This is a genomic window from Phenylobacterium sp., assembly GCF_031425575.1.
Taxonomy (GTDB): domain Bacteria; phylum Pseudomonadota; class Alphaproteobacteria; order Caulobacterales; family Caulobacteraceae; genus Phenylobacterium.
In genome coordinates, this window is the sequence record NZ_JANPJP010000050.1 from 1 (window position 1) to 20387 (window position 20387).

General features: G+C 67.5%; 22 protein-coding genes. 17 read left to right on the forward strand and 5 right to left on the reverse strand.

Annotated features, from left to right (window positions below):
* The 3 genes from RMO97_RS02775 to RMO97_RS02785 form a co-directional block, all read left to right on the forward strand.
* A partial coding sequence (locus RMO97_RS02775) for a metallopeptidase family protein (RefSeq protein ID WP_310539054.1) occupies positions 1 to 89 on the forward strand: 89 nt, incomplete at its 5' end.
* A gap of 414 nt (positions 90 to 503) precedes the next feature.
* Positions 504 to 1634: a ferritin-like domain-containing protein gene (locus tag RMO97_RS02780; RefSeq protein ID WP_310539024.1), complete on the forward strand. Its 1131-nt coding sequence runs from the start codon at positions 504 to 506 to the stop codon at positions 1632 to 1634.
* A 360-nt stretch (positions 1635 to 1994) separates the two neighbouring features.
* Positions 1995 to 2474, forward strand: coding sequence for a VOC family protein (locus RMO97_RS02785; protein ID WP_310539025.1), 480 nt, complete (start codon positions 1995 to 1997; stop codon positions 2472 to 2474).
* Positions 2475 to 2702: 228 nt separating this feature from the next.
* Here RMO97_RS02785 and RMO97_RS02790 read toward each other — a convergent pair whose 3' ends face one another.
* A complete protein-coding gene (locus tag RMO97_RS02790; protein ID WP_310539026.1) occupies positions 2703 to 3020 on the reverse strand; it encodes a BrnA antitoxin family protein in 318 nt (105 codons plus the stop codon).
* Complete coding sequence (locus RMO97_RS02795; RefSeq protein ID WP_304775561.1) at positions 3001 to 3312, reverse strand: BrnT family toxin; 312 nt, start codon at positions 3310 to 3312, stop codon at positions 3001 to 3003. The genes RMO97_RS02790 and RMO97_RS02795 overlap by 20 nt, the downstream gene beginning before the upstream one ends.
* Before the next feature lie 129 nt (positions 3313 to 3441).
* On the opposite strand from RMO97_RS02795, the gene RMO97_RS02800 reads away from it, so the two are divergent.
* The 4 genes from RMO97_RS02800 (at position 3442) to mmcB (ending at position 7040) form a co-directional block, all read left to right on the forward strand.
* Positions 3442 to 3654: a DUF4287 domain-containing protein gene (locus RMO97_RS02800; RefSeq protein ID WP_310539027.1), complete on the forward strand. Its 213-nt coding sequence runs from the start codon at positions 3442 to 3444 to the stop codon at positions 3652 to 3654.
* 382 nt (positions 3655 to 4036) lie between these two features.
* The gene (locus tag RMO97_RS02805) at positions 4037 to 5848 is read left to right on the forward strand and encodes a DUF885 domain-containing protein (protein ID WP_310539028.1); all 1812 of its coding nucleotides are present in this window, start codon (positions 4037 to 4039) and stop codon (positions 5846 to 5848) included.
* A gap of 168 nt (positions 5849 to 6016) precedes the next feature.
* Complete coding sequence (locus tag RMO97_RS02810) at positions 6017 to 6541, forward strand: lipocalin family protein (RefSeq protein WP_310539029.1); 525 nt, start codon at positions 6017 to 6019, stop codon at positions 6539 to 6541.
* Between the two features lie 46 nt (positions 6542 to 6587).
* Positions 6588 to 7040: a DNA repair putative endonuclease MmcB gene (mmcB, locus tag RMO97_RS02815; RefSeq protein WP_310539055.1), complete on the forward strand. Its 453-nt coding sequence runs from the start codon at positions 6588 to 6590 to the stop codon at positions 7038 to 7040.
* Here the strand turns inward: mmcB and RMO97_RS02820 are convergent.
* On the reverse strand, positions 7037 to 7594 hold the full coding sequence (locus RMO97_RS02820) for an ActR/PrrA/RegA family redox response regulator transcription factor (RefSeq protein WP_304776132.1): 558 nt from the start codon (positions 7592 to 7594) through the stop codon (positions 7037 to 7039). The two genes, mmcB and RMO97_RS02820, sit on opposite strands and share 4 nt — an antisense overlap.
* Before the next feature lie 92 nt (positions 7595 to 7686).
* Positions 7687 to 9069, reverse strand: coding sequence for an ActS/PrrB/RegB family redox-sensitive histidine kinase (locus RMO97_RS02825; protein ID WP_310539030.1), 1383 nt, complete (start codon positions 9067 to 9069; stop codon positions 7687 to 7689).
* A gap of 54 nt (positions 9070 to 9123) precedes the next feature.
* On the opposite strand from RMO97_RS02825, the gene RMO97_RS02830 reads away from it, so the two are divergent.
* The 3 genes from RMO97_RS02830 to RMO97_RS02840 all read left to right on the forward strand — a co-directional run bounded on the left by RMO97_RS02830 (position 9124) and on the right by RMO97_RS02840 (position 11905).
* On the forward strand, positions 9124 to 9711 hold the full coding sequence (locus tag RMO97_RS02830) for an SCO family protein (RefSeq protein ID WP_310539031.1): 588 nt from the start codon (positions 9124 to 9126) through the stop codon (positions 9709 to 9711).
* Positions 9712 to 9837: 126 nt separating this feature from the next.
* Positions 9838 to 11118 (forward strand): polyhydroxyalkanoate depolymerase, encoded by a 1281-nt coding sequence (locus RMO97_RS02835; protein ID WP_310539032.1) that lies wholly within the window; start codon positions 9838 to 9840, stop codon positions 11116 to 11118.
* 49 nt (positions 11119 to 11167) lie between these two features.
* Positions 11168 to 11905 carry a SprT family zinc-dependent metalloprotease gene (locus RMO97_RS02840; protein ID WP_310539033.1) on the forward strand — a complete coding sequence of 246 codons (738 nt, stop codon included), beginning with the start codon at positions 11168 to 11170 and terminating at the stop codon, positions 11903 to 11905.
* A gap of 40 nt (positions 11906 to 11945) precedes the next feature.
* Here the strand turns inward: RMO97_RS02840 and RMO97_RS02845 are convergent, their stop codons facing one another.
* Positions 11946 to 13895: a penicillin-binding protein 1A gene (locus tag RMO97_RS02845; protein ID WP_310539034.1), complete on the reverse strand. Its 1950-nt coding sequence runs from the start codon at positions 13893 to 13895 to the stop codon at positions 11946 to 11948.
* A gap of 298 nt (positions 13896 to 14193) precedes the next feature.
* Here RMO97_RS02845 and RMO97_RS02850 point away from each other — a divergent pair, with 298 nt between their 5' ends.
* From RMO97_RS02850 to atpD, 7 genes are all read left to right on the forward strand, one after another.
* Positions 14194 to 14532, forward strand: a complete 339-nt coding sequence (locus tag RMO97_RS02850) for a CC_3452 family protein (RefSeq protein ID WP_310539035.1) — start codon at positions 14194 to 14196, stop codon at positions 14530 to 14532.
* Positions 14533 to 14697: 165 nt separating this feature from the next.
* On the forward strand, positions 14698 to 14994 hold the full coding sequence (locus RMO97_RS02855; RefSeq protein ID WP_310539036.1) for a PaaI family thioesterase: 297 nt from the start codon (positions 14698 to 14700) through the stop codon (positions 14992 to 14994).
* Between the two features lie 194 nt (positions 14995 to 15188).
* Positions 15189 to 15743 carry a F0F1 ATP synthase subunit delta gene (locus tag RMO97_RS02860; protein WP_310539037.1) on the forward strand — a complete coding sequence of 185 codons (555 nt, stop codon included), beginning with the start codon at positions 15189 to 15191 and terminating at the stop codon, positions 15741 to 15743.
* 6 nt (positions 15744 to 15749) lie between these two features.
* A complete protein-coding gene (gene atpA / locus RMO97_RS02865; protein ID WP_310539038.1) occupies positions 15750 to 17291 on the forward strand; it encodes a F0F1 ATP synthase subunit alpha in 1542 nt (513 codons plus the stop codon).
* Between the two features lie 4 nt (positions 17292 to 17295).
* On the forward strand, positions 17296 to 17925 hold the full coding sequence (locus RMO97_RS02870) for a pseudaminic acid biosynthesis-associated methylase (RefSeq protein WP_310539039.1): 630 nt from the start codon (positions 17296 to 17298) through the stop codon (positions 17923 to 17925).
* Between the two features lie 8 nt (positions 17926 to 17933).
* Positions 17934 to 18803, forward strand: coding sequence for a F0F1 ATP synthase subunit gamma (locus RMO97_RS02875; RefSeq protein WP_310539040.1), 870 nt, complete (start codon positions 17934 to 17936; stop codon positions 18801 to 18803).
* Between the two features lie 19 nt (positions 18804 to 18822).
* Positions 18823 to 20382: a F0F1 ATP synthase subunit beta gene (gene atpD, locus RMO97_RS02880; RefSeq protein ID WP_310539041.1), complete on the forward strand. Its 1560-nt coding sequence runs from the start codon at positions 18823 to 18825 to the stop codon at positions 20380 to 20382.
* Positions 20383 to 20387 lie beyond the last annotated feature (5 nt).

Genomic DNA, 20387 nt, shown 5'->3' on the forward strand with positions numbered 1-20387 from the left:
CCGAACTGGTCAGCCACGTCCTGGTCCACGAGATCGGGCACCACTTCGGCCTGTCGGACGACGACATCGACGCGATCGAGGCTGATTAATTCCTTCTCCCCTTGCGGGAGAAGGTGGCCGGTCAGCGACCGGTCGGATGAGGGGTCGCGCTCCGTTCGACGCGGACTGCTCGTTCGTGTGGTTCGTGGTCAATCTGATAGGCCTCGCAGCGTCGCGGCTCGAAGACTTGGGACCACGAACCACACGAACCACACGAACGGGGTCAGGCCCGAAGCCGTGCCATGAAGACACGGCTGCGCCGGTTGAGTGGATCCTGCAGACGGGTCTTTCGACCCCTCATCCGACCCTGCTCCGCAGGGCCACCTTCTCCCGCAAGGGGAGAAGGAACATGGTCATGAAAGTGACGCCTGCGTCATCTTTATTGACTCCGTAAGGATTGCGGGTGATCGTCTCCTCAAGAGGAAAACCTGGGCGCCAATGCGCCCTGACCAGGAGACGAGCCCATGGCCGCCGACGGCAACATCACCAAGGACATCATCTACGAGGCCGTGGCCCCCGACGACTTCGAGGCCATGCTGGACCTCGACCGTTACGGCGCCCGCTCGACGGCCTTCGACAAGATCATCTCGGCCACCCACGACCACTTCTGGGATCCGCTCGACAAGAAGTACATCGACTTCGACGAGCCCTTCGACATGGAAAACCAGATGCTCCTGCCGGAGGACATGATCATTTCCCTGTCCACCGACTACGTCTCCAACCACCTCAGCGACTGGAAGACCCGCGTGCGGTTCGCCAACCAGTCGGCGCTGCGGTCCTTCTCCTCGATCCTGCACGGCGAGCAGGGCGCGCTGAACCTGTCGGCCAGCCTGTGCCACGTGCTGCTGGACCAGGGGGCGCAGGAATACGCCGCCAACCAGACCCGCGAAGAGGCCCGCCACGTGACGGCCTTCGCCAAGTACATCAAGGCCCGCTGGGGCCGCCCGGTGGAAGCCGGCCCCACGCTGAAGGCCCTGCTGATCGACATTATCGGCAGCCCTGAGGTCTACAAGAAGATCATCGGCATGCAGATGCTGGTGGAGGGCCTGGCCATGGGCGCCTTCGCCACCTTCTTCAACAATATCAACGACCCGCTCGGCAAGAAGCTGATGCAGCTGGTGATGACCGACGAGGCCTTCCACCACAAGTTCGGGAAGATCTGGGCCGACCGCACGATCCCGCACCTGAGCGAAGCCGAGCACGAGATCATCGAGACCTGGGCGGCCCACTGCTTCCAGACCCTGCTGTTCAACCTGGTGGCCCCCACCCAGCAGCGCGACCTCTATGAGGAGTTCGGCCTCGATCCCGACCGCGTCATCGCCGAGATGGCCGCCAACATGAACGACGAGACCCGCCGCGAGAACATGAAGGAGCAGTCCAACATCTTCCGCGTGCTGGTGAAGACCCTGCTGAACGCCGGCATCATCACCGAGCGGACGCGCGCCTTCTACGCCATCTATGTGGACCTCGACGAACTGAAGGCCGAGGGCGACCGCATGGTCGGCGACGACATCGCCGAGCAGGGCATCGCCTATCTGCAGGAGATCAACTTCAAGGACCGCATCGCCCAGTCGATCTCCATCGCTGCGGAGTAGGTTTCTCTCCACGCGAAACGCGACACGCCCGCCGGTCCCCCCGGCGGGCGTTTTTCGTTTGGGCTTGGGCGCCCGCGCCTCCGCTCATCCCGGCGAAGGCCGGGACCCAGATTCACGCTCAGAGGCTAGGTCTGATCCCTGTTCGTGTGGTTCGTGTGGTTCGTGGACAATCTTGATCGCCTTGTCGGCGTCGCGGCCGCAAGACTTGGAACCACGAACCACACGAACCACACGAACGGGACCTCTTGCCAGAGGCCATAGGTGGATTTGGGGCCCGGCCTGCGCCGGGATGAGCGGCAGGGGTGTCGGGAACCCTGCGCCTCGTTCGTCCTTGGATCAGACAACCTAAGGAGAACGACGATGGCCAAGTTCACCACCTGCCTGTGGTTCGACCACGGCGAGGCCCGCAAGGCCGCGGAATTCTATGCCGGCCTGTTCCCCGACAGCCATGTCGGACCCGCCGCGACGGCGCCCAGCGACTTTCCCGACGGCAAGGCCGGCGCCGAGCTGACGGTGGCCTTCACCGTGCTGGGCCAGGCCTTCATGGGCCTCAACGGCGGCCCCCTCTTCAGGGCCAACGAGGCGGTCTCCTTCGTGGTGGAGACGGAAGGTCAGGCCGACACCGACAGGTACTGGGACGCCATCGTCGGCCATGGCGGCGAAGAGAGCCAGTGCGGCTGGTGCAAGGACCGCTGGGGCTTCTCCTGGCAGATCACGCCGCGGCAGCTGAACCAGGCCATGAGCGACCCCGACCCGGCGGTCGCCAAGCGGGTGTTCGAGGCCATGATGACCATGGGCAAGATCGACGTGGCGAAGATCGAGGCGGCGCGGCGGGGGTAGGGGGCGCGTCTGACGCAAGGCGTGAAAAGCGACCCATTGCGGACGCGTTTACGAGACCTTCGGAGCGATCACAGTCGGCAGTGGCGTGACCCGGGCTCCCCGCTGGTCGCGCAATCCATACTTCGCCTGATAGGCACGCTTCTGCTTGTCGACCTCATAAAGGACAATGCCCGAGCTTGTTCCAAGGTTTGTAAGCGATGCCCCTCGCCTTCCTGGCAGCCGGCTTGTTTACGCCCGTCGCGCCTGCTTAAGGGAGGCCAGCATTTCCCTCCGCAGAATGGCGTTCAGGCGGCCCTGATACCCCTTGCCCTGCGACTTGAGCCAATCCAGCACATCGGCGTCTACGCGGGCGGTGATCTGCTGCTTTACGGGCCGGTAGAAGCGCCCTCGGGCGCCCGCGCTCCACGCCTCGTCTGACAGCTCGGGAATGTCGCTGGTGTCGATCGACTCGTCAGGCAACGCCGCCAGCTCGGCCAGGTGCTCGCGCTGCGCGTCGGTGAGCGCCGGCAGGGTTTCGGGGGTGTGGCTAACCAGTTTCGTTTTCATAGCGTCGCCTCTCTCGCGGCGTGGCTCGTCGCGCTGAAATGATACGGATGACCTCGACCGACCCGCCGTCGGCGTCTTCCCCTCTGACCGTGTGCGCCACCAGGAGGATCACGACGCCCTGGACCGCCCCAACGGTTTGCCACCGTTGTTCGCCGCCCTCGATGCGGTCCTGCACCGAGATGTGCAGCGGATCCTGAAATACCTGCCGGGCTTCCTCAAAGCTCACACCGTCATGCTTGCGCTGATTTGAGAGGTTTTTAGCCTCGTCCCATTCAAATCGGACGCTGGTCACGGCTTCCATATAATTATAGATTTGTAATTACACAAGCCGCCCGCCCTGAACTCAAAAGTCGAGGGGCCGTCCTTGTCGGATGACCCGCTTTCCGTTCGTCCTTCGAGGACCGACCAGGAGAACTCCCACATGCCTCACGACAAGATCAAGGGACCGGCGTCCTATTTTCCGTCGATCGAGAAGACGTATGGCCGGCCGATCGCCGAGTGGAAGGCCTTGGTGCGGGGGCGGATGCCGGCCAAGCACATGGAGCTCGTGGCGATGCTGAAGGCCGACCATGGGATGGGGCATGGGCATGCGAACGCGCTCGTGGCGCATACGTTGGCGGAGGAGGGGGCGTAGGGGGTTGAGGGAGCCACCCTAGCTTTTCCTTCTCCCCTTGCGGGGTCGAGAGCGGGAGTTCGCCAAATCGTTGGCGAACTCCATAGCCGGGCTTGAGTAGCCCGGCTCGCTCTCGACGGTGGCCGGTCGGAGACCGGTCGGATGAGGGGTCGCGCTCCGCTCTCCGCTAATTCTGCAACGCCCTAACCCGATAGGCCCATCGACCCCTCATCCGACCCTGCTCCGCAGGGCCACCTTCTCCCGCAAGGGGAGAAGGACGCGCCTAGCCCTATGTCCTGGCTCACCTTCGGACGCCCGGCGCCCGTACGGGGGTCGCGGCGCCTGTCGCGCCGCCGGCAAGCTCGATAGGATCGGGCTCTCGGGTTTTGGCAGGGAGTTTCCCATGCGGCTTTCGCGGCGTGACTTTGGACTGGGGGTCGCGGGCGCGGCGGTGGCGGGCTCGGCGTGGGCGGCGGCGGGCGACCTTGACGCCGCCCTGACCGCCTATCTGGACGCGGCCTTCGAGGCCGAGCTCGCCCTGGAGCCGGAGCGGCTGACGCGGATCGGGCGCAAGACCGCCAACGACAGGCTCACCGACCAGAGCGAGGCGGCGCTGGCGGCGCGGCTGGAGTGGCGCCGCGGCAGTGTCGCGGAGATGAAGCGGCGGTTCCCGGTCGCCGGGCTCTCGGAGGACGGCCGCACCTCCTATGACATGTGGGTCCTGGCCCTGGCCCGCGCCGAGGAAGCCTACAAGTGGCGGGGGCATGGCTATGTCTTCGACCGCAATGGGCCCCACACCGGCCTGCCCAACTTCATCATCAACCAGCACCGGGTCGATAGCGTGGGTGACCTCGCCGCCTATGCCGCGCGGGTGGCGGCCATCGGGCCGGCGCTGGAGGTGCAGCTGGCCCGGGCTCAGGCCTCGGCGGCCAAGGGGGTGCGGGCGCCACGCTTCGCCTATGACCAAGCGGCCGGCGAGGTGAAGCGGCTGACCACCGGGGCGCCCTTCGACGCAGGGCCCGACTCCGCCCTGTTCGCCGACGCCAAGGCCAAGGCTGGCCGCTTGCGGGCAGCCGGCAAGATCGATGCGGGCCAGGAGGCGGCCGGCGTCAAGGCCGTGGCCGACGCCATGACCGGCGCCATGAAGCCCGCCTATGACCGCATCGGCGCCTGGCTGGCGGCGGACCGGGAGAAGGCCTCGGCCCTGCCGCAGGGGGCGGGCGCCCTGCCGGACGGGGGCGCCTATTACCAGGCCATGCTGCGCCAGCAGACCACCACCGACATGACCGCCGATCAGATTCATGCGCTCGGCCTGTCGGAGGTGGCGCGTATCCGGGCCGAGATGGAGACGCTGAAGGCCAGGATCGGGTTCTCAGGGACGCTGGAGGCCTTCTTCGTCGAGCTGCGGACCAATGACCGCTTCTATGTGAGCAACGACGAGGCGGGCCGGGCGCGGTACCTGGCCCTGGCCGAGGGGCATCTGGCGGCCATGAAGGCCCGCCTGCCGGAGATGTTCGGGCGGCTGCCGAAGTCGGACCTGGTGGTCAAGCGGGTGGAGGCGTTCCGCGAGGAGCCGGGCGGGGCTGCACACTATTCGTCCGGCGCGCCGGACGGCTCGCGGCCCGGGGTGTTCTACGTCCACCTGGCCGACGTGCGGGCCACCCCGATCTACGAGATCGAGGGCACGGCCTATCACGAGGGCTGGCCGGGGCATCACATGCAGATCTCGATCGCCGCCGAGCTGACCGGCCTGCCGGTGTTACGCACCCAGTACGGCTACGGCGCCTATCTGGAGGGCTGGGGGCTCTATGTGGAGCGGCTGGCCAAGGAGGCGGGGTTCTATACCGACCCCTACAGCGACTTCGGGCGGCTGGGGCGCGAGATCTGGCGGGCGATCCGGCTGGTGGTGGACACCGGCATCCACGCCAAGGGCTGGAGCGAGGAGAAGGCCACGGCCTACTACACCGCCAACTCGCCGCAGCCGGCCGGCAAGATCAGCTCGGAGATCCGCCGCTACTTCGTCATGCCGGGCCAGGCGACCTCCTACATGGTGGGGCAGGCGCGGATATTGGCGCTGCGGGCGGAGGCGCGCGCGGCCCTGGGGGCGCGCTTCGACCAGCGGGGCTTCCACGACCTGGTGCTGGGGGCCGGCGCCCTGCCGCTGCCGGTGCTGGAGACCCGGGTCCGGCGCTGGGTGAGCGCGCAGAAGGGGTAGGGAGGCCCGGGCCGCCCCGGGCCTTGTGTCGTCGAAACGCCAGCCTTCTGTATGGCTTAGCTGCCGTGCAATGGTCTAATTCGTGCTGTTGAACCTTTGACGCCCCTGGTTCGCGCTGGGGGCGTTTCAATTTTCACAATCGACGGGTACCGGTTAGCGATGTCGACCATGCGTTCCTTGGCCACCCTGTTCATCGCCGCCGCCGCCGTCCTGTTGGGGACTGCGCCCGCCTTGGCGGCGCCCTCGCCGCCCGCCGAGAAGATCGAGCTGACCAAGATGACCGGCCGCTGGTACGAGGTGGCCCGTATGCCCAACAAGACCCAGAAGGATTGCCAGGGCGGCACCTCGGACTGGGTGCGGACCGGCGAAGGCTATTCGGTGGTCCAGGCCTGCCATAAGGGCGCCCTGAGCGCTCCGGCCACCGAGTGGAAGGCCAAGGCCAAGGTCATCGATCCCAAAACCAACGCCCGCATCAAGATGAGCTTCTTCGGCGGCATGCTGAGCCAGGAATATTGGGTGCTGGCCCACAAGGCCGACTGGCTGATCCTGGGCACGCCGAACGGCAACTACATGTGGCTGATGTCCCAGCGCCCGACGCTGAGCCCCGGCGCCAAGGCCCAGGCCGTGGCCCGGGTGAAGCAGCTGGGCTACGACGTCAGCCGCCTGGAATTCCCCGCGCCGGCGCGGAACTGACACCGCGGGTCTTGATTCAGGAACGAAGCCGGAACAAGACTTGGCGATGGATGTCATCGTCACCGTCACCCGGCCGCAGATCACCACCACCGTCACCCGTGGCGCGGCGCGGCTGCTGATCGACCTGGGCTATGCGCCGCTGGCGGAGGTGACCCTGCCCAATGGCCGGCGCGCCGACCTGATGGCCCTGTCGCGCAAGGGCCATATCCTGATCCTCGAGGTGAAGTCGGGGCTGGAGGACTTCCGGGTGGACCGAAAGTGGCATGAGTACATGCCCTATTGCGACGCCTTCGCCTTCGCCGTGGCGCCGGAGTTTCCCCGGGAGATCCTGCCGGAGGAGCCGGGCCTCGTGGTCTGCGACGGCTTCGGCGGCGCGGTGCTGCGCGAGGCGCCCAGCGTTCCCCTGTCCGGCGCGAGGCGCAAGGCGCTCACCATCGCCTTCGGACGCCTCGCGGCGCTAAGGGCGGCCGGCGGCCAGGGGACGCTCCTGGAAGCTTAGCGCGGGGCGCGCTTGGCCAGGATGCGTTGCAGGGTGCGGCGGTGCATGTTGAGGCGGCGCGCGGTTTCCGAGACGTTGTGGCCGCACAGTTCGTAGACCCGCTGGATGTGCTCCCAGCGAACGCGGTCGGCGCTCATGGGGTTGTCCGGCGGGGGCGGGTTCTCGTCCTTGCGGGCCAGCAGGGCGCGGGCCACGTCGTCGGCGTCGGCGGGCTTGGAGAGGTAGTCGATGGCGCCCGACTTCACCGCGGCCACGGCGGTGGCGATGTTTCCGTAGCCGGTGAGCATGATGACCTTGGCGTCGGGGCGGGCGTCGCGGACGGCCTCCACAACCTTCAGGCCGGTGCCGTCCTCCAGCCGCATGTCGAGGACAGCGTAGGCCGGGGCGAAGGTGCGAACCGCGGCCAGGGCCTCGGCGACGCTGCCCACCAGCACCGGCTCGAAGCCCCGCTGTTCGAGGGCGCGACCCAGCCGGGTTCGCAGCGGCGCATCGTCATCGAGCACAAGCAGGCTCTTGTCGGGAAGGGCGGCGATATCGGCTGAGAGATCTGTCATTAGGCAACCTCGGATAGTCATGTTCGTCAGCGTCGCCCTCTGCGGCATCATGTCGCGTTTGCGGGCCCGCGCAAGCCCAAACCGAACCTTGTTCAGACCAGGGGCGCCTCGATCCTGGCCCGCGGCCAGCGAGCCGAGACCACCGCGCCACGCGGCCGCCCATTCTGGAAAGTCACCGCCGCCCCGGTTCGTTCCAGCAAGGTCTTGGCGATGAAAAAGCCCAGCCCCATGCCGATGTGGCCGGTGCGCGAACCCTCCGCGCCCGGACGGGTGGTGACATAGGGCTCCCCCAGCTTGGCCAGCACCTCGGGCGCGAAGCCCGGGCCGTCGTCGCGCACCTCCATGGAGACGCTGACGGCGTCGAAGCGGGCGGTGATCAGCACCTCCGAGGTGGCGAAATCGACGGCGTTCTCCACGAAGGAGGTGAGCGCGTGCAGCACCTCGGGCATGCGCCAGATGTCGGGGGACTGGACGCCGGCCGCCCCGGTGACGATGGCCTCGACCCGGACCCCCTTCACCCCGGCATGGGGCTCGATCACCTCATGGACCAGCTGCAGCAGGCTCATGCGCTCGTGGACCTCGTCGGAGGCCTCGGCCGGGGCGTCGGTGAGGCGGCGCAGGATCTCGCGGCAGCGGGCGGCCTGGGCGACCAGCAGGTCGGCGTCCTCCTTGACCTGCGGGGTGGGCGCCTCGCGGGCCATCTCCTTGGCGACGATGGCGATGGTGGCCAGCGGCGTGCCCAGCTCATGGGCCGCGGCGGCGGCCAGGGCGCCAAGCGCCGAGAGCCGCTGCTCTCGCGACAGCACGGTCTGGGTGACGTCGAGGGCGAGCGCCATGCGGGTGGATTCCCGGGCCGCCTGCCAGACGCTGCCGGCGATCACCCCGATGCCGGCGACATTGGCGGCCGCCGCCGCGATCATGAAGCTCAGGGGGAAGTTCAGGGTGGTCCCCCCCGCGGCCGGGAGCGGCAGGTGGAAGAAGGCCAGGGCCACCGAAGCCCCCACCGCCGCGCCGCCGAGAATCAGCAGGGGCTTCAGCGGCAGGGTGGCGGCCGCCAGGGTGATGGGCGCGATGAGCATCAGGATGAACGGGTTGGCCGTGCCGCCGGTGAGGAACAGCAGGATGCTGATCTGGACGATGTCGAAGCCGAGCTGCGCCGTGGCCTCCCAGTCGGCCATCATCCTCTGGCCCGGAGAGGCCACCCCGGTGAGCAGGTTGATCCAGGCGGCCGCCCCGATCAGGCCAAAACAGATGGCGTAAGGCGCCTTGAACCCCAGGAAGACCCCGCCGATCAGCAGGATGGCCACCTCGCCGAGGATCAGGGTCCAGCGCAGGGTGACGAGGGTGCGCATACGCAGCCGCCCGTGACCGGCGCCGCGCATGTCCCAGGCCAGCTCGTCTTGCGCCTGGATCGGGCTTTGCCTATCGAGGCCGGTAGCCGGCCCCGACGGCGTCGGGGTTTTGACGGACGCCATTCGGGCAGGAGCATCCTGCAAGTCGCACCTCGTGACGAGACAAAAGGTTCACCCATGACCCGCCGCAACCTGATCGTGATCGCCGCCTGTGTTCTGGGGCTGATCCTGGGGGGCGCGCTGGCCTGGAAGAGCGGGGCCTTCAAGCCCACGCCGGCCATGCGGGTGGGCGGACCGTTCCAGCTGGTGGACCAGACCGGCAAGCCGGTCACCGAGGCGGTCCTGAAGGGCAGGTGGAGCGTCGTGTTCTTCGGCTTCACCTACTGCCCGGACGTCTGCCCCTCCACCCTGCAGGCGATGGGCCTGGCGCAGGAGCGGCTAGGGGCGAAGGCCAAGGACGTGCAGTTCGTGTTCGTCTCAGTGGACCCGGAGCGCGACACCCCGGCCCAGATGGCGACCTATCTGGACAACGACGTCTTTCCCAAGGGGACCATCGGCCTGACCGGCACCCCCGCCCAGGCCGCGGCGGCGGCCAAGGCCTATCGGGTGTTCTACGAAAAGCAGGGGACCGGGGCCGACTACCTGATCAACCACTCGACCCCCAGCTACCTGATGAACCCGCAGGGGCGCTTCGACCGAGTCCTGCCCTTCGGCGTCGGGCCCGACGAGATCGTGACGCAGATCTCCGCGGCGATGCGCGAATAGTCAGCTCCCCCCCTATAAGGGGAGCCAAGCTTCGCCGCGTCCTCACGCCGCAGGGTGGAACTCAAGAGGGCTAGACTCTCTTAAGCCTCAGCGTGCATGCTGCAATGCACAACGGGACCCCTGCGTATGCTCTATACGATGTATGAAGCCGGCTACTACGCCGCCTCGCCGCTCCGGTTCGCGGCTCGCGCCGCTCGGAACTTCTGGTCGTCGCCGCTTAATCCGGCCAAGGACAGTGACCTGGGACGACGGCTGTTCGCCGGCGCCGACCTGTTCGCCAACCTGACCCGCCGCTATGGCCGCCCGGCCTGGAACGTCGATTCCGTGCAGATCGACGGCAATGCGGTCCGCGTCACCCAGACCGAGGTCTGGTCCAGCCCCTGGGTGAAGCTCACCCACTTCAGCCGCAACATGGCCGACATGCGCAAGGCCGGCCGCCGCGAGCTGGAGCCGGCGGTGCTGATCGTCGCCCCACTTTCGGGCCACTACGCCACCCTGCTGCGCGGCACGGTGGAGGCCTTCCTGCAGGACCACGAAGTCTTCATCACCGATTGGTCCAACGCCCGCGATGTGCCGCTGCATGCCGGCCGGTTCGATTTCCACGACTACCTCGATCATGTGCGCGAGATGCTGCGGCTGCTGGGCCCGCGCCCGCATGTCGTCGCCGTCTGCCAGCCGGGGCCCGCCGTGCTGGCCGCCGCGGCCCTGATGGCGCAGGACAACGAAGAGAGCCGGCCTGGCACCATGACCTTCATGGGCTCGCCCATCGATGCGCGGCTGTCACCGACGGTCACCAACAAGCTGGCGGAGGAAAAGCCTTTCGCCTGGTTCAAGTCCAACATGATCGACACCGTGCCGGCGCCCTATCCGGGCCTGGGGCGGCGGGTCTATCCGGGCTTCGTGCAGCTCTACAGCTTCATGTCGATGAACGCCGAGAAGCACCAGGACGCCCACAAGCAGTACCTGGAAGACCTGATGAAGGGCGACGGTGACGCCGCCGACAAGCATCTGGAATTCTACGACGAGTACCTGTCGGTCCTGGACCTGCCTGAGGAATTCTACCTTCAGACCGTCGACTATGTGTTCCAGTCCTACCTGCTGCCCAAGGGCGAGCTGGTTCACCGGGGCCGCGCCGTTCAGCCGGCCCTGATCAAGGATATCGGGCTGCTGACCGTCGAAGGCGAGAACGACGACATCTCCGGGATCGGCCAGACCCAGGCGGCCCACACCCTGTGCTCGGGCCTGCCGGAGGCGTTCAAGCAAGACTATGTCCAGCCGCACGTCGGCCACTACGGTGTCTTCAACGGCCGCCGGTTCCGCGAGGAGATCTATCCCCGGGTGCGGGCCTTCATCCGCAAGTCGGAAGCCGGTTTCGAAAAGACCCGCGACGCCGCCAACGCGGCCTAAACATCGAGACGGGGCTCCCGCTTCCGGAAAAGCAGCCTAGATAGGGGCGATGTCCCTGTTCGGCCGCCCCCTGGCCGACGGCGACCGGCTGGATGTTGCCGGGGCCGTCGTCCGCCTGAAAGTCCATACCCGCGCCCGGCGCGTCTCCCTGCGCCTGGACCGCACCCGGCGCGAGGTGGTGGCCACCGCGCCCTCGGTCCGGCGGCTCAGCGAGGCCGCCGCCTTCGCCACCGAGCGCGCCGCCTGGATCGCCGAGCGCCTGGCCGAGCTGCCCCAGAGCCAGTCCATCACCCCGGGCGTCACCATCAGCCTGTTTGGCCAGCCCTGCCGCCTGGAGAGCGCCGCCCACCCGGTGCGCTATTTCCCGGCCATGGAGACCGAGCCCGCCCGGATCGCGGCGCGCGGCGAGGGCGAGACCTATGCGCGCGCGGTGACGCGGATGCTGAAGACCCAGGCCCTGGCGGTGTTCGCCGATCGCACCGCCCATTATTGCACGGCGCTGGGCGCCAAGATGCCGGCGGTCACCGTGATGGACGCCCGTGGCCGGTGGGGCTCGTGCCGCCCGGCCATGATCGGCAAGCCGGCCTCGATCCGCTACAGCTGGCGGCTGGCCCTGGCCCCCTTCGAAGTGGCCGACTATGTGGTGGCCCACGAGTGCGCCCACCTCCTGGAGCTCAATCACGGCCCGCGCTTTTGGGCCCATGTGAAGGCCCTGGTGGGGGATGAGCGCCAGCATCGCGCCTGGCTGCGGGCGCACGGCGCCCGGTTGCACGCCTTCGGGGCGTGACGGAGCTCCTTCCCCTATCGAGGGGGAGGGCTGGTGGACTTTAGAACGGAATATCTTCCGCCGGCTGTCGTTCCGGGGGCGGCCCGGCGCCCGGGCCGTCGCCTGACAGCAGGTCACCGATGGGATCGCTGGTCGGGTCCGGGGCCTGGGCCGGGGGCGGAGCCGCCGTGCCGCCGGGGATCGCCTGGGTCTTAAGGCGGGGTAGGGCCGCGGTCATGAAATCGCGCCAGATGCCGGCCGGGGCGCCGCCGCCGGTGACGTTCTTCATCTTGGTGTTGTCGTCGCGGCCGACCCAGACGGCGGTGACGAAGCCGCCGGTGTAGCCGACGAACCAGGCGTCGCGGTAGTCGCTGGTGGTGCCGGTCTTGCCGGCGATGTCGAAGCCGGGGACCCGGGCCTTGGTCCCGGTGCCGCTGGTGATCACCTGGCGCATCATCTGGTTCATGTACTGCAGGGCCGGCGAGCCGACCACCGAGCGGCGGGCGGACTTGTCCATCCCGTGGTCGTAGAGGACCTTGCCGCTGGCGGTGCGGATGCGCTCGATGCCGTAGCCCTTGGCAAGGTAGCCGCCGTTGGAGAAGGGGGCGTAGGCCTGGGCCATCTCCATGGGACTGACCTCGACGGCGCCGAGCGCCATGGAGGGGTCGAGCTGGATGTGGGAGGTGATCCCCAGGCGCCGCGCGGTGGCCGCCACATTGCCCGTGCCCACCTCGTTGGCCAGGCGCGCGGCGACGGTGTTGATGGACTGGGCCAGCGCCGTCTGCAGGCTCATGGGGCCCAGGAACCGGCCGGTATAGTTCTTCGGCTCCCAGGTTCCGATCTTGACCGGCTCGTCCACCACCGGCGTAGCCGGCGTACGGCCCTGTTCCATGGCGGCGAGATAGACGAAGGGCTTGAAGGACGAACCGGCCTGGCGCTGGGCCATGGTGGCGCGGTCGAACTGGCTGTCGGCATAGGAGGAGCCGCCCACATAGGCGCGGATGCGGCCCCCCCCATGTTTGGCCACCCGGGCGCCCGGCCCCACCCCCGGGGCCTTGGCGCCCGCGACCCCGCGGCGCAGGGCCTGTTCGGCGGCGGTCTGGATGGGCAGGTCCAGGGTCGTCTCCACCACCAGGTCCTCGGTGGGTTCGCCCACCAGGGAGCGGACCTGATCGTCCACCCAGTCGGTGAAATACTGGGCGCGCTGGTTGGCCAGCACCGGGTTGACCCGGACCGGCGTCTTGAAGGCCTCGGCGCGCTGCTCGGGGGTGATGGCGCGGGTGCGGACCATCTCGTCCAGCACGATGGTGGCGCGCCGCGCGGCGCGGTCGGTCGCCGAGACCGGCGAATAACGCGAGGGCCCCTTCATCATCCCGGCCAGCAGGGCGCTCTCGCCGATGGTCAGCTGGGAGGCGGGCTTGTTGAAGTAGCGCTGGGCGGCGGCCTCGATGCCATAGGCCCCGGCGCCGAAATAGACCCGGTTCAGATAGAGGGAGAGGATCTCCTTCTTCGAGAACTTGGCCTCCAGCCAGACGGCCAGGATCAACTCCTGGGCCTTGCGGCGATAGGTCTGGTTGGCGGTCAGGAAGAGATTGCGCGCCAGCTGCTGGGTGATGGTGGAGCCGCCGCGCAGGGGGCCGCCATCATTGGTTACATTATAGATAGTCGAGCGCAGGATGCCCCAGGGGTTGAAACCCCAGTGCCAGTAGAACCAGCGGTCCTCGATGGCGATGAAGGCCTTCGGCACGTAGGGCGGCAGCTTTTCGAGGTCGACGGGGGGCGCGTACTGGCTGCCGCGCACCGCCACCAGGGCGCCAGACCGGTCCAGATAGGAGATCGAGGGCTGGCGCTTGACGTCGTAGAGCTTGGAGGTGTCGGGCAGGTCCACCGCGAACACCGCGAAGAAGGCCACCAGGAAGATCAGGCCCCAAACCCCGATCACCGCGCTCCAGTAGAGAACGGCTTGGGCGGGTGTGCGAGGGGCCCTACGGGGCGACTGCGCATTGGCCATAGGGTCTTAGGTCCTGAAAGGGTCGTCCCGCTCGTGGCGACTGATAGCCCAGCCGCACCAAACACGCGACAAGATTGACGGGGTGTGAATGGGGCGCTTTCGCGACGCTGCGCCTCACCTCTGCAATTACGCATAGCGGCGTTGCGAAAAAAGCGATTGCGGCCGATCTTAACAGTGTTATCTTAGCGTTGCTTAGTTCGGAACGCGCCAAGGGTGGGGATACCCGAGGCGATCCACGGTCCAGACGGCCAGGTTCCCCCGGGGATCTGTTTTCTCCCCGAAACGCCCGGAGGGCTCCATGAAGCTCCAAACCCTTTCGGCCGCCTGCGCGGCCATCGTCACCCTTTCCTTCGCCGGCGGCGCCTTCGCCGCGGAGTCGGTCACCGCCAAGCTGGCGGCGCCGGTCGCCGAAAAGACCAAGTTCATCGCCGGCGGCGCGGTGTTCCTCTGCCAGGGCGACGCCTGCGTCGCCTCGTCACCGTCCTCGCAGACCTACGCCGCCTCGACCTGCAAGGCCGTGGCCAAGAAGGTCGGCGCGGTCGCCTCCTTCGGCGTCGGGGGCAAGACCCTGGACGCCGACAAGCTGGGCGCCTGCAACGCCGCCGCCGCCCCGGCCACCCAGATGGCCGCTCAGTAATTCCTATTGGCGCGGATGGGCGGCTCTCCCGCCCCTTCCCGCCAACCCGGCTCGCGGCGCAGCCTCCCAGCCGCTCCAGATTTTGTGTCGAGCCTGAACTTGGGGGCGCCGGATATCTCTGGCGCCCTTTTTCTTTTGCGCGGGTCCGCTTAAGAGAGCGGCCACATGACCGACACGCTTCGACAAGACGCCGCCTTCCCGGGCGGCCCGGCCGCCGCCGCCTCGCTGCTGGAGCCTCTGCTGGCCGGCGCCGCCGGCCTGGGCGCGGAGCCTGTCTCCATCACCCTGGACTATGGACGTGTTCCGTCGGCGGGCGATCCGGTGACGGCGGAGGCCTGGATCGACCGCGCCACCCGCACCCTGGTCTTCGCCCACGCGCGCCTGACCACGGCGAACGGCGATCTCGTGGCGAGCGGTTCGGCGGTGTTTCGGCGCGAAGCGCCCGCCCCGGCGGCTGTTTAAATGAATTGGGACGGCTCTATACGGTCCGGTTTGGTTGCGGCCTTTAAAGTCGCGTGCTATCAGGCGCGCGGCTTCGGGCCAGGGTTTCCCAGGTCCAGCCGGCCAATGTGCTTTTCCAAGCGCTTTCAAGCCTTTAGGCCGCGGTGAGGGACACCTTTTTCGCGGCTTTCGACACGCACGGGCGGACAAATTAAGTGGCGGACGATTCCAAGACTTCGAATGTGGGCGGCAGATATGCTCAGGCCCTCTTCGACCTCGCGACCGAAGACAAGAACCTGGCGGCCGTTGAGGCCGACCTGAAGGCGCTCAAGGCCATGCGCGCAGAGTCCAAGGATTTCCGCACCTTGTTGGCTTCCCCGGCCTTCAGCGCCGAGGACAAGAGCCGCGCGATCGCGGCCCTTTCGGCCAAGGCCCAGTTCAACAACACCACCCGGAAGTTCCTCGGCCTGATGGCCGCCAACGGCCGCCTCGCGGCGTTGCCGGCGGCGATCACGGCCTTCGAGGTCCTCTCGGCCAAGAGCCGCGGCGTCGTCGCGGCCACCGTCACCACCGCGGTCGCCCTGACCGCGGCCCAAGCCAAGGGCGTCGCGGCCTCGCTGCGCACGGCCCTGGGCAAGGACCCTGAAATCGAGACCCGTGTCGATCCGTCCATCCTGGGCGGTATCAAGGTGCGGGTCGGCTCGCGACTGTTCGATGCTTCACTTCGTTCGAAGCTCGATTCCCTCAAGTTCGCCCTGAAGAGAGCGTAAGAAGACATGGATATCCGCGCCGCCGAAATTTCGGCCATCCTCAAGTCGCAGATCGCCAATTTCGGCGAAGAGGCTGACGTTTCCGACGTCGGCCAGGTGTTGTCCGTCGGTGACGGCATCGCCCGCGTCTTCGGTCTGGACAATGTCCAGGCCGGTGAAATGGTCGAGTTCCCGAAAGCCGGGGTGAAGGGCATGGCCCTGAACCTCGAACGCGACAACGTCGGGGTCGTCATCTTCGGCGACGACCGCGCCATCTCGGAAGGCGACGAAGTCCGCCGCCTTTCGGAGATTGTGGACGTGCCGGTGGGCCGTGGCCTGCTGGGCCGCGTCGTCAACCCGCTGGGCGAGCCCATCGACGGCAAGGGTCCCATCACCAACGTGGCCGAGCGCCGCCGGGTGGACGTGAAGGCCCCGGGCATCATCCCGCGCAAGTCGGTGCACGAGCCCGTGCAGACCGGCCTGAAGGCCATCGACAGCCTGATCCCGGTCGGCCGTGGCCAGCGCGAGCTGATCATCGGTGACCGTCAGACCGGCAAGACCGCCGTCGCCATCGACGCCATCCTGAACCAGAAGTCGATCAACGCCGGCGATGACGAGAGCGCCAAGCTCTACTGCATCTACGTCGCCATCGGCCAGAAGCGCTCCACCGTCGCCCAGATCGTCAAGACCCTCGAGGAGCGTGGCGCGCTCGACTACACCATCGTGGTCGCCGCCACCGCCTCGGAGCCGGCCCCGCTGCAGTTCCTGGCGCCGTTCTCCGGTTGCGCCATGGGCGAGTGGTTCCGCGACAATGGCATGCACGCCGTCATCATCTATGACGACCTTTCCAAGCAGGCCGTCGCCTACCGCCAGATGTCCCTGCTGCTGCGCCGCCCGCCGGGCCGCGAAGCCTATCCGGGCGACGTCTTCTATCTGCACTCCCGCCTGCTGGAGCGCGCTGCGAAGCTCAATGAGGACAACGGTTCGGGCTCGCTGACCGCCCTGCCGCTGATCGAGACCCAGGCCAACGACATCTCGGCCTACATCCCGACCAACGTGATCTCCATCACCGACGGCCAGATCTTCCTGGAAACCGACCTGTTCTTCCAGGGCATCCGCCCCGCCGTGAACGTCGGCGCCAGCGTGAGCCGCGTGGGCTCCTCGGCCCAGATCAAAGCCATGAAGACCGCCGCCGGCCCCATCAAGAGCGAGCTGGCCCAGTACCGCGAGCTGGCCGCCTTCGCCAAGTTCGGCTCCGACCTCGACGTCACCACCCAGCGCCAGCTGGCCCGCGGTGAGCGCCTCACCGAGCTCCTGAAGCAGCCGCAATACTCGCCGCTGACGGTGGAAGAGCAGGTCGCGGTGATCTATGCCGGCACCCGCGGCTACCTCGACACCATCCCGACCGCCCAGGTCGGCCGGTTCGAGGCCGAGCTGCTGAGCCACCTGCACGCCAAGCACCAGGGTCTGCTGGACACCATCCGGACGACCAAGGAGCTCAAGGGTGACACCGAGCAGGCTCTGAAGGACGCCCTGGCCGCCTTCGTCGCGACCTTCGCCAAAGTCTGAGCCGATGGCCCCCGAGCCCAAAGCCCTGAGCGCCTGGTCCGGCGAGTTCGGCGATCGGTATACGGAGCGCAGCGGCGCTTCGGCCGACGTCGTTCGCGGCCGCGCGCGGGTGTGGGCGGAGGTGCTGTCGAAGATGGACGGCGACATGCCGAGAAGCGCCATCGAGGTCGGTCCGAATCTGGGCCTCAACCTTCTGGGCATCTCGGCGCTCTCGGACATGGAGTTGTGGGCCATCGAGCCCAACGCTTCGGCCCGCGAGCGGCTTGTCGCCGACGGCGTCCTGGCGGCCGACCACGTGATCGAGGGCTTTGGCCACGCGATCCCGATGGTCGACAAGGCGGTCGACCTGGCCTTCACCTCGGGCGTGCTGATTCACGTGGATCCCAGCCTGCTCGAGGCGACGATGCGGGAAGTTCACCGGGTCGCCGCCAAATACGTCTTTTGTTCCGAGTATTTTTCGCCGAAGCCGGAGGCCATCCCCTATCGCGGGGAGACCGACCTCCTGTTTAAGAACGACTTCGGCGGGCTCTATCTGGATATGTTTTCCGACCTGGTGCTGGTCGATTACGGCTTCTTCTGGAAACGGACGACCGTGATCGATAACTGCACTTGGTGGTTGTTTAGAAAGGTCTGAGGCGAGAAATGGCTAGCCTCAAGGAAATGCGCGACCAGATCAAAAGCGTGGAATCCACGCAGAAGATCACGCGCGCGATGCAGATGGTGGCCGCGGCGAAGCTTCGTCGCGCGACCGACGCCGCCCAGAACGCGCGGCCCTACGCCGAGCGGATCGCCACGGTGATCACCAACCTGGCCGCGGGGGTCTCCGGCGACGGGGCGCCCAAGCTGCTGGTGGGCACGGGTCGTCAGGACCGTCACCTGGTGGTGGTGGCCTCGTCCGACCGCGGACTGGCCGGCGGCTTCAACTCCTCGATCATCCGCGCGGCCCGCGACCGGATCAACGCCCTGATCGCCGAAGGCAAGGACGTGAAGATCATCACGGTGGGCAAGAAGGCGCGCGACCAGTTCCGCCGCGTGTTCGGCGACCGCTTCGTGGCGACCTTCGAGGCGGGCGTGCCGGGCCTGGCCTCGGCCCAGCCCGTGGCCGACAAGATCACCGAGCTGTTCGAGACCGGCCAGGTGGACGTCGTGACGCTCGCCTTCAGCCGCTATAAGTCGGTGGTCGTCCAGACCCCGACCCTGACCCAGCTCATCCCGGCCCAGATCGCCGGCGCCCCCGCCACGATCGACCTCAAGGGCGCGGCCTACGAATACGAACCCGACGAGGAGACCATCCTCGAAACCCTGCTGCCCCGGAACCTTACGGTCCAGGTGCTCTCGGCCATGCTCGAGAACCAGGCCGGGTTCTACGCCGCCCAGATGGCGGCCATGGACAACGCCACTCGCAATGCGGGCGACATGATCGCCGCCCTCAACCTGAAGAAAAACCGTACTCGCCAGGCGCAGATCACCAAGGAGCTGATCGAGATCATCTCCGGCGCCGAAGCGCTCTAGACTGAAAAGAGTTCAACCCATGGCTACGACCCCGAAGAAGCCGGCCGCCACCAAGGCCGCCCCCGCCCCGAAAGCCGCCGCCGCCAAGGCGCCGGCCAAGGCCGCCAAAGCCGTTACGCCCAAGTCGGTGGCCCCGGCCGGCGCCGTGGCCACCGGCCGCATCGTCCAGATCATCGGCGCCGTCGTCGACGTCGAGTTCGAGGGTCACCTGCCGCCGATCCTCGGCGCCCTGGAGACCACCAACACCGACCAGCGGACGGGGCAGCCCTTCCGCCTGGTGCTGGAAGTCGCCCAGCACCTGGGTGAGAACACCGTCCGCACCATCGCCATGGACACCTCCGAGGGTCTGACCCGCGGCCAGCCGGTGTTCGACACCGGTCGTGCGATCACCGTGCCGGTGGGCCCGGCCACGCTCGGCCGGATCATGAACGTCATCGGCGATCCCATCGACGAAGCCGGTCCGATCAACTCCCAGTTCTTCGCTCCGATTCACCGCGAAGCCCCGTCCTTCGCCGAGCAGGCGACGTCGGCGGAAATCCTGGTCACCGGGATCAAGGTCATCGACCTGCTCTGCCCCTACACCAAGGGCGGCAAGATCGGCCTGTTCGGCGGCGCCGGCGTGGGCAAGACCGTGACCATGCAGGAGCTGATCAACAACATCGCCAAGGCCTACGGCGGCTACTCGGTGCTGGCCGGCGTCGGCGAGCGCACCCGCGAGGGCAACGACCTGTATCACGAGATGATCGAGTCGAACGTGAACAAGCCCGGCGGCGGCGAAGGCTCCAAGTGCACCCTGGTCTACGGCCAGATGAACGAGCCCCCCGGCGCGCGGGCCCGCGTGGCCCTCACCGGCCAGGCCCAGGCCGAGTACTTCCGAGATGAAGAGGGCAAGGACGTGCTGCTCTTCATCGACAACATCTTCCGCTTCACCCAGGCCGGCTCCGAAGTGTCCGCCCTGCTGGGCCGCATCCCCTCGGCCGTGGGCTATCAGCCCACCCTGGCCACCGAGATGGGCAACCTGCAGGAACGCATCACCTCGACCTCCAAGGGTTCGATCACCTCGGTCCAGGCCATCTACGTGCCCGCCGACGACCTGACCGACCCGGCGCCCGCCGCCTCCTTCGCCCACCTGGACGCCACCACCGTGCTGTCGCGCGACATCGCCGCCCAGGCCATCTTCCCGGCCGTGGACCCGCTGGACTCCACCAGCCGGATCATGGACCCGTTGGTGATCGGCGAGGAGCACTACAACGTCGCCCGTCGCGTCCAGGAGACCCTGCAGGCCTACAAGGCCCTGAAGGACATCATCGCCATCCTGGGCATGGACGAGCTGTCGGAAGACGACAAGCTGGTGGTCTCGCGCGCGCGCAAGATCGCCAAGTTCCTCTCCCAGCCCTTCCACGTGGCTGAGCAGTTCACCAACATGCCGGGCATCTTCGTCAGCCTGGAAGACACCATCCGCTCCTTCAAGGCGGTGGTGGAGGGTGAGTATGACCACCTGCCGGAAGCCGCCTTCTACAACGTCGGCACTATCGAAGACGCGGTGGCCAAGGCCGAACAACTCGCGTCGGAAGCCTGAGCCTG

Bases quoted from the DNA above. Each gene is read 5' to 3' on its own strand.
- RMO97_RS02780 (WP_310539024.1), top strand. From the start codon at position 504: ATGGCCGCCGACGGCAACATCACCAAGGACATCATCTACGAGGCCGTG.
- RMO97_RS02785 (WP_310539025.1), top strand. From the start codon at position 1,995: ATGGCCAAGTTCACCACCTGCCTGTGGTTCGACCACGGCGAGGCCCGC.
- RMO97_RS02790 (WP_310539026.1), bottom strand. From the start codon at position 3,020: ATGAAAACGAAACTGGTTAGCCACACCCCCGAAACCCTGCCGGCGCTC.
- RMO97_RS02800 (WP_310539027.1), top strand. From the start codon at position 3,442: ATGCCTCACGACAAGATCAAGGGACCGGCGTCCTATTTTCCGTCGATC.
- RMO97_RS02805 (WP_310539028.1), top strand. From the start codon at position 4,037: ATGCGGCTTTCGCGGCGTGACTTTGGACTGGGGGTCGCGGGCGCGGCG.
- RMO97_RS02810 (WP_310539029.1), top strand. From the start codon at position 6,017: ATGCGTTCCTTGGCCACCCTGTTCATCGCCGCCGCCGCCGTCCTGTTG.
- mmcB (WP_310539055.1), top strand. From the start codon at position 6,588: ATGGATGTCATCGTCACCGTCACCCGGCCGCAGATCACCACCACCGTC.
- RMO97_RS02820 (WP_304776132.1), bottom strand. From the start codon at position 7,594: ATGACAGATCTCTCAGCCGATATCGCCGCCCTTCCCGACAAGAGCCTG.
- RMO97_RS02825 (WP_310539030.1), bottom strand. From the start codon at position 9,069: ATGGCGTCCGTCAAAACCCCGACGCCGTCGGGGCCGGCTACCGGCCTC.
- RMO97_RS02830 (WP_310539031.1), top strand. From the start codon at position 9,124: ATGACCCGCCGCAACCTGATCGTGATCGCCGCCTGTGTTCTGGGGCTG.
- RMO97_RS02835 (WP_310539032.1), top strand. From the start codon at position 9,838: ATGCTCTATACGATGTATGAAGCCGGCTACTACGCCGCCTCGCCGCTC.
- RMO97_RS02840 (WP_310539033.1), top strand. From the start codon at position 11,168: ATGTCCCTGTTCGGCCGCCCCCTGGCCGACGGCGACCGGCTGGATGTT.
- RMO97_RS02845 (WP_310539034.1), bottom strand. From the start codon at position 13,895: ATGGCCAATGCGCAGTCGCCCCGTAGGGCCCCTCGCACACCCGCCCAA.
- RMO97_RS02850 (WP_310539035.1), top strand. From the start codon at position 14,194: ATGAAGCTCCAAACCCTTTCGGCCGCCTGCGCGGCCATCGTCACCCTT.
- RMO97_RS02855 (WP_310539036.1), top strand. From the start codon at position 14,698: ATGACCGACACGCTTCGACAAGACGCCGCCTTCCCGGGCGGCCCGGCC.
- atpA (WP_310539038.1), top strand. From the start codon at position 15,750: ATGGATATCCGCGCCGCCGAAATTTCGGCCATCCTCAAGTCGCAGATC.
- RMO97_RS02870 (WP_310539039.1), top strand. From the start codon at position 17,296: ATGGCCCCCGAGCCCAAAGCCCTGAGCGCCTGGTCCGGCGAGTTCGGC.
- RMO97_RS02875 (WP_310539040.1), top strand. From the start codon at position 17,934: ATGGCTAGCCTCAAGGAAATGCGCGACCAGATCAAAAGCGTGGAATCC.
- atpD (WP_310539041.1), top strand. From the start codon at position 18,823: ATGGCTACGACCCCGAAGAAGCCGGCCGCCACCAAGGCCGCCCCCGCC.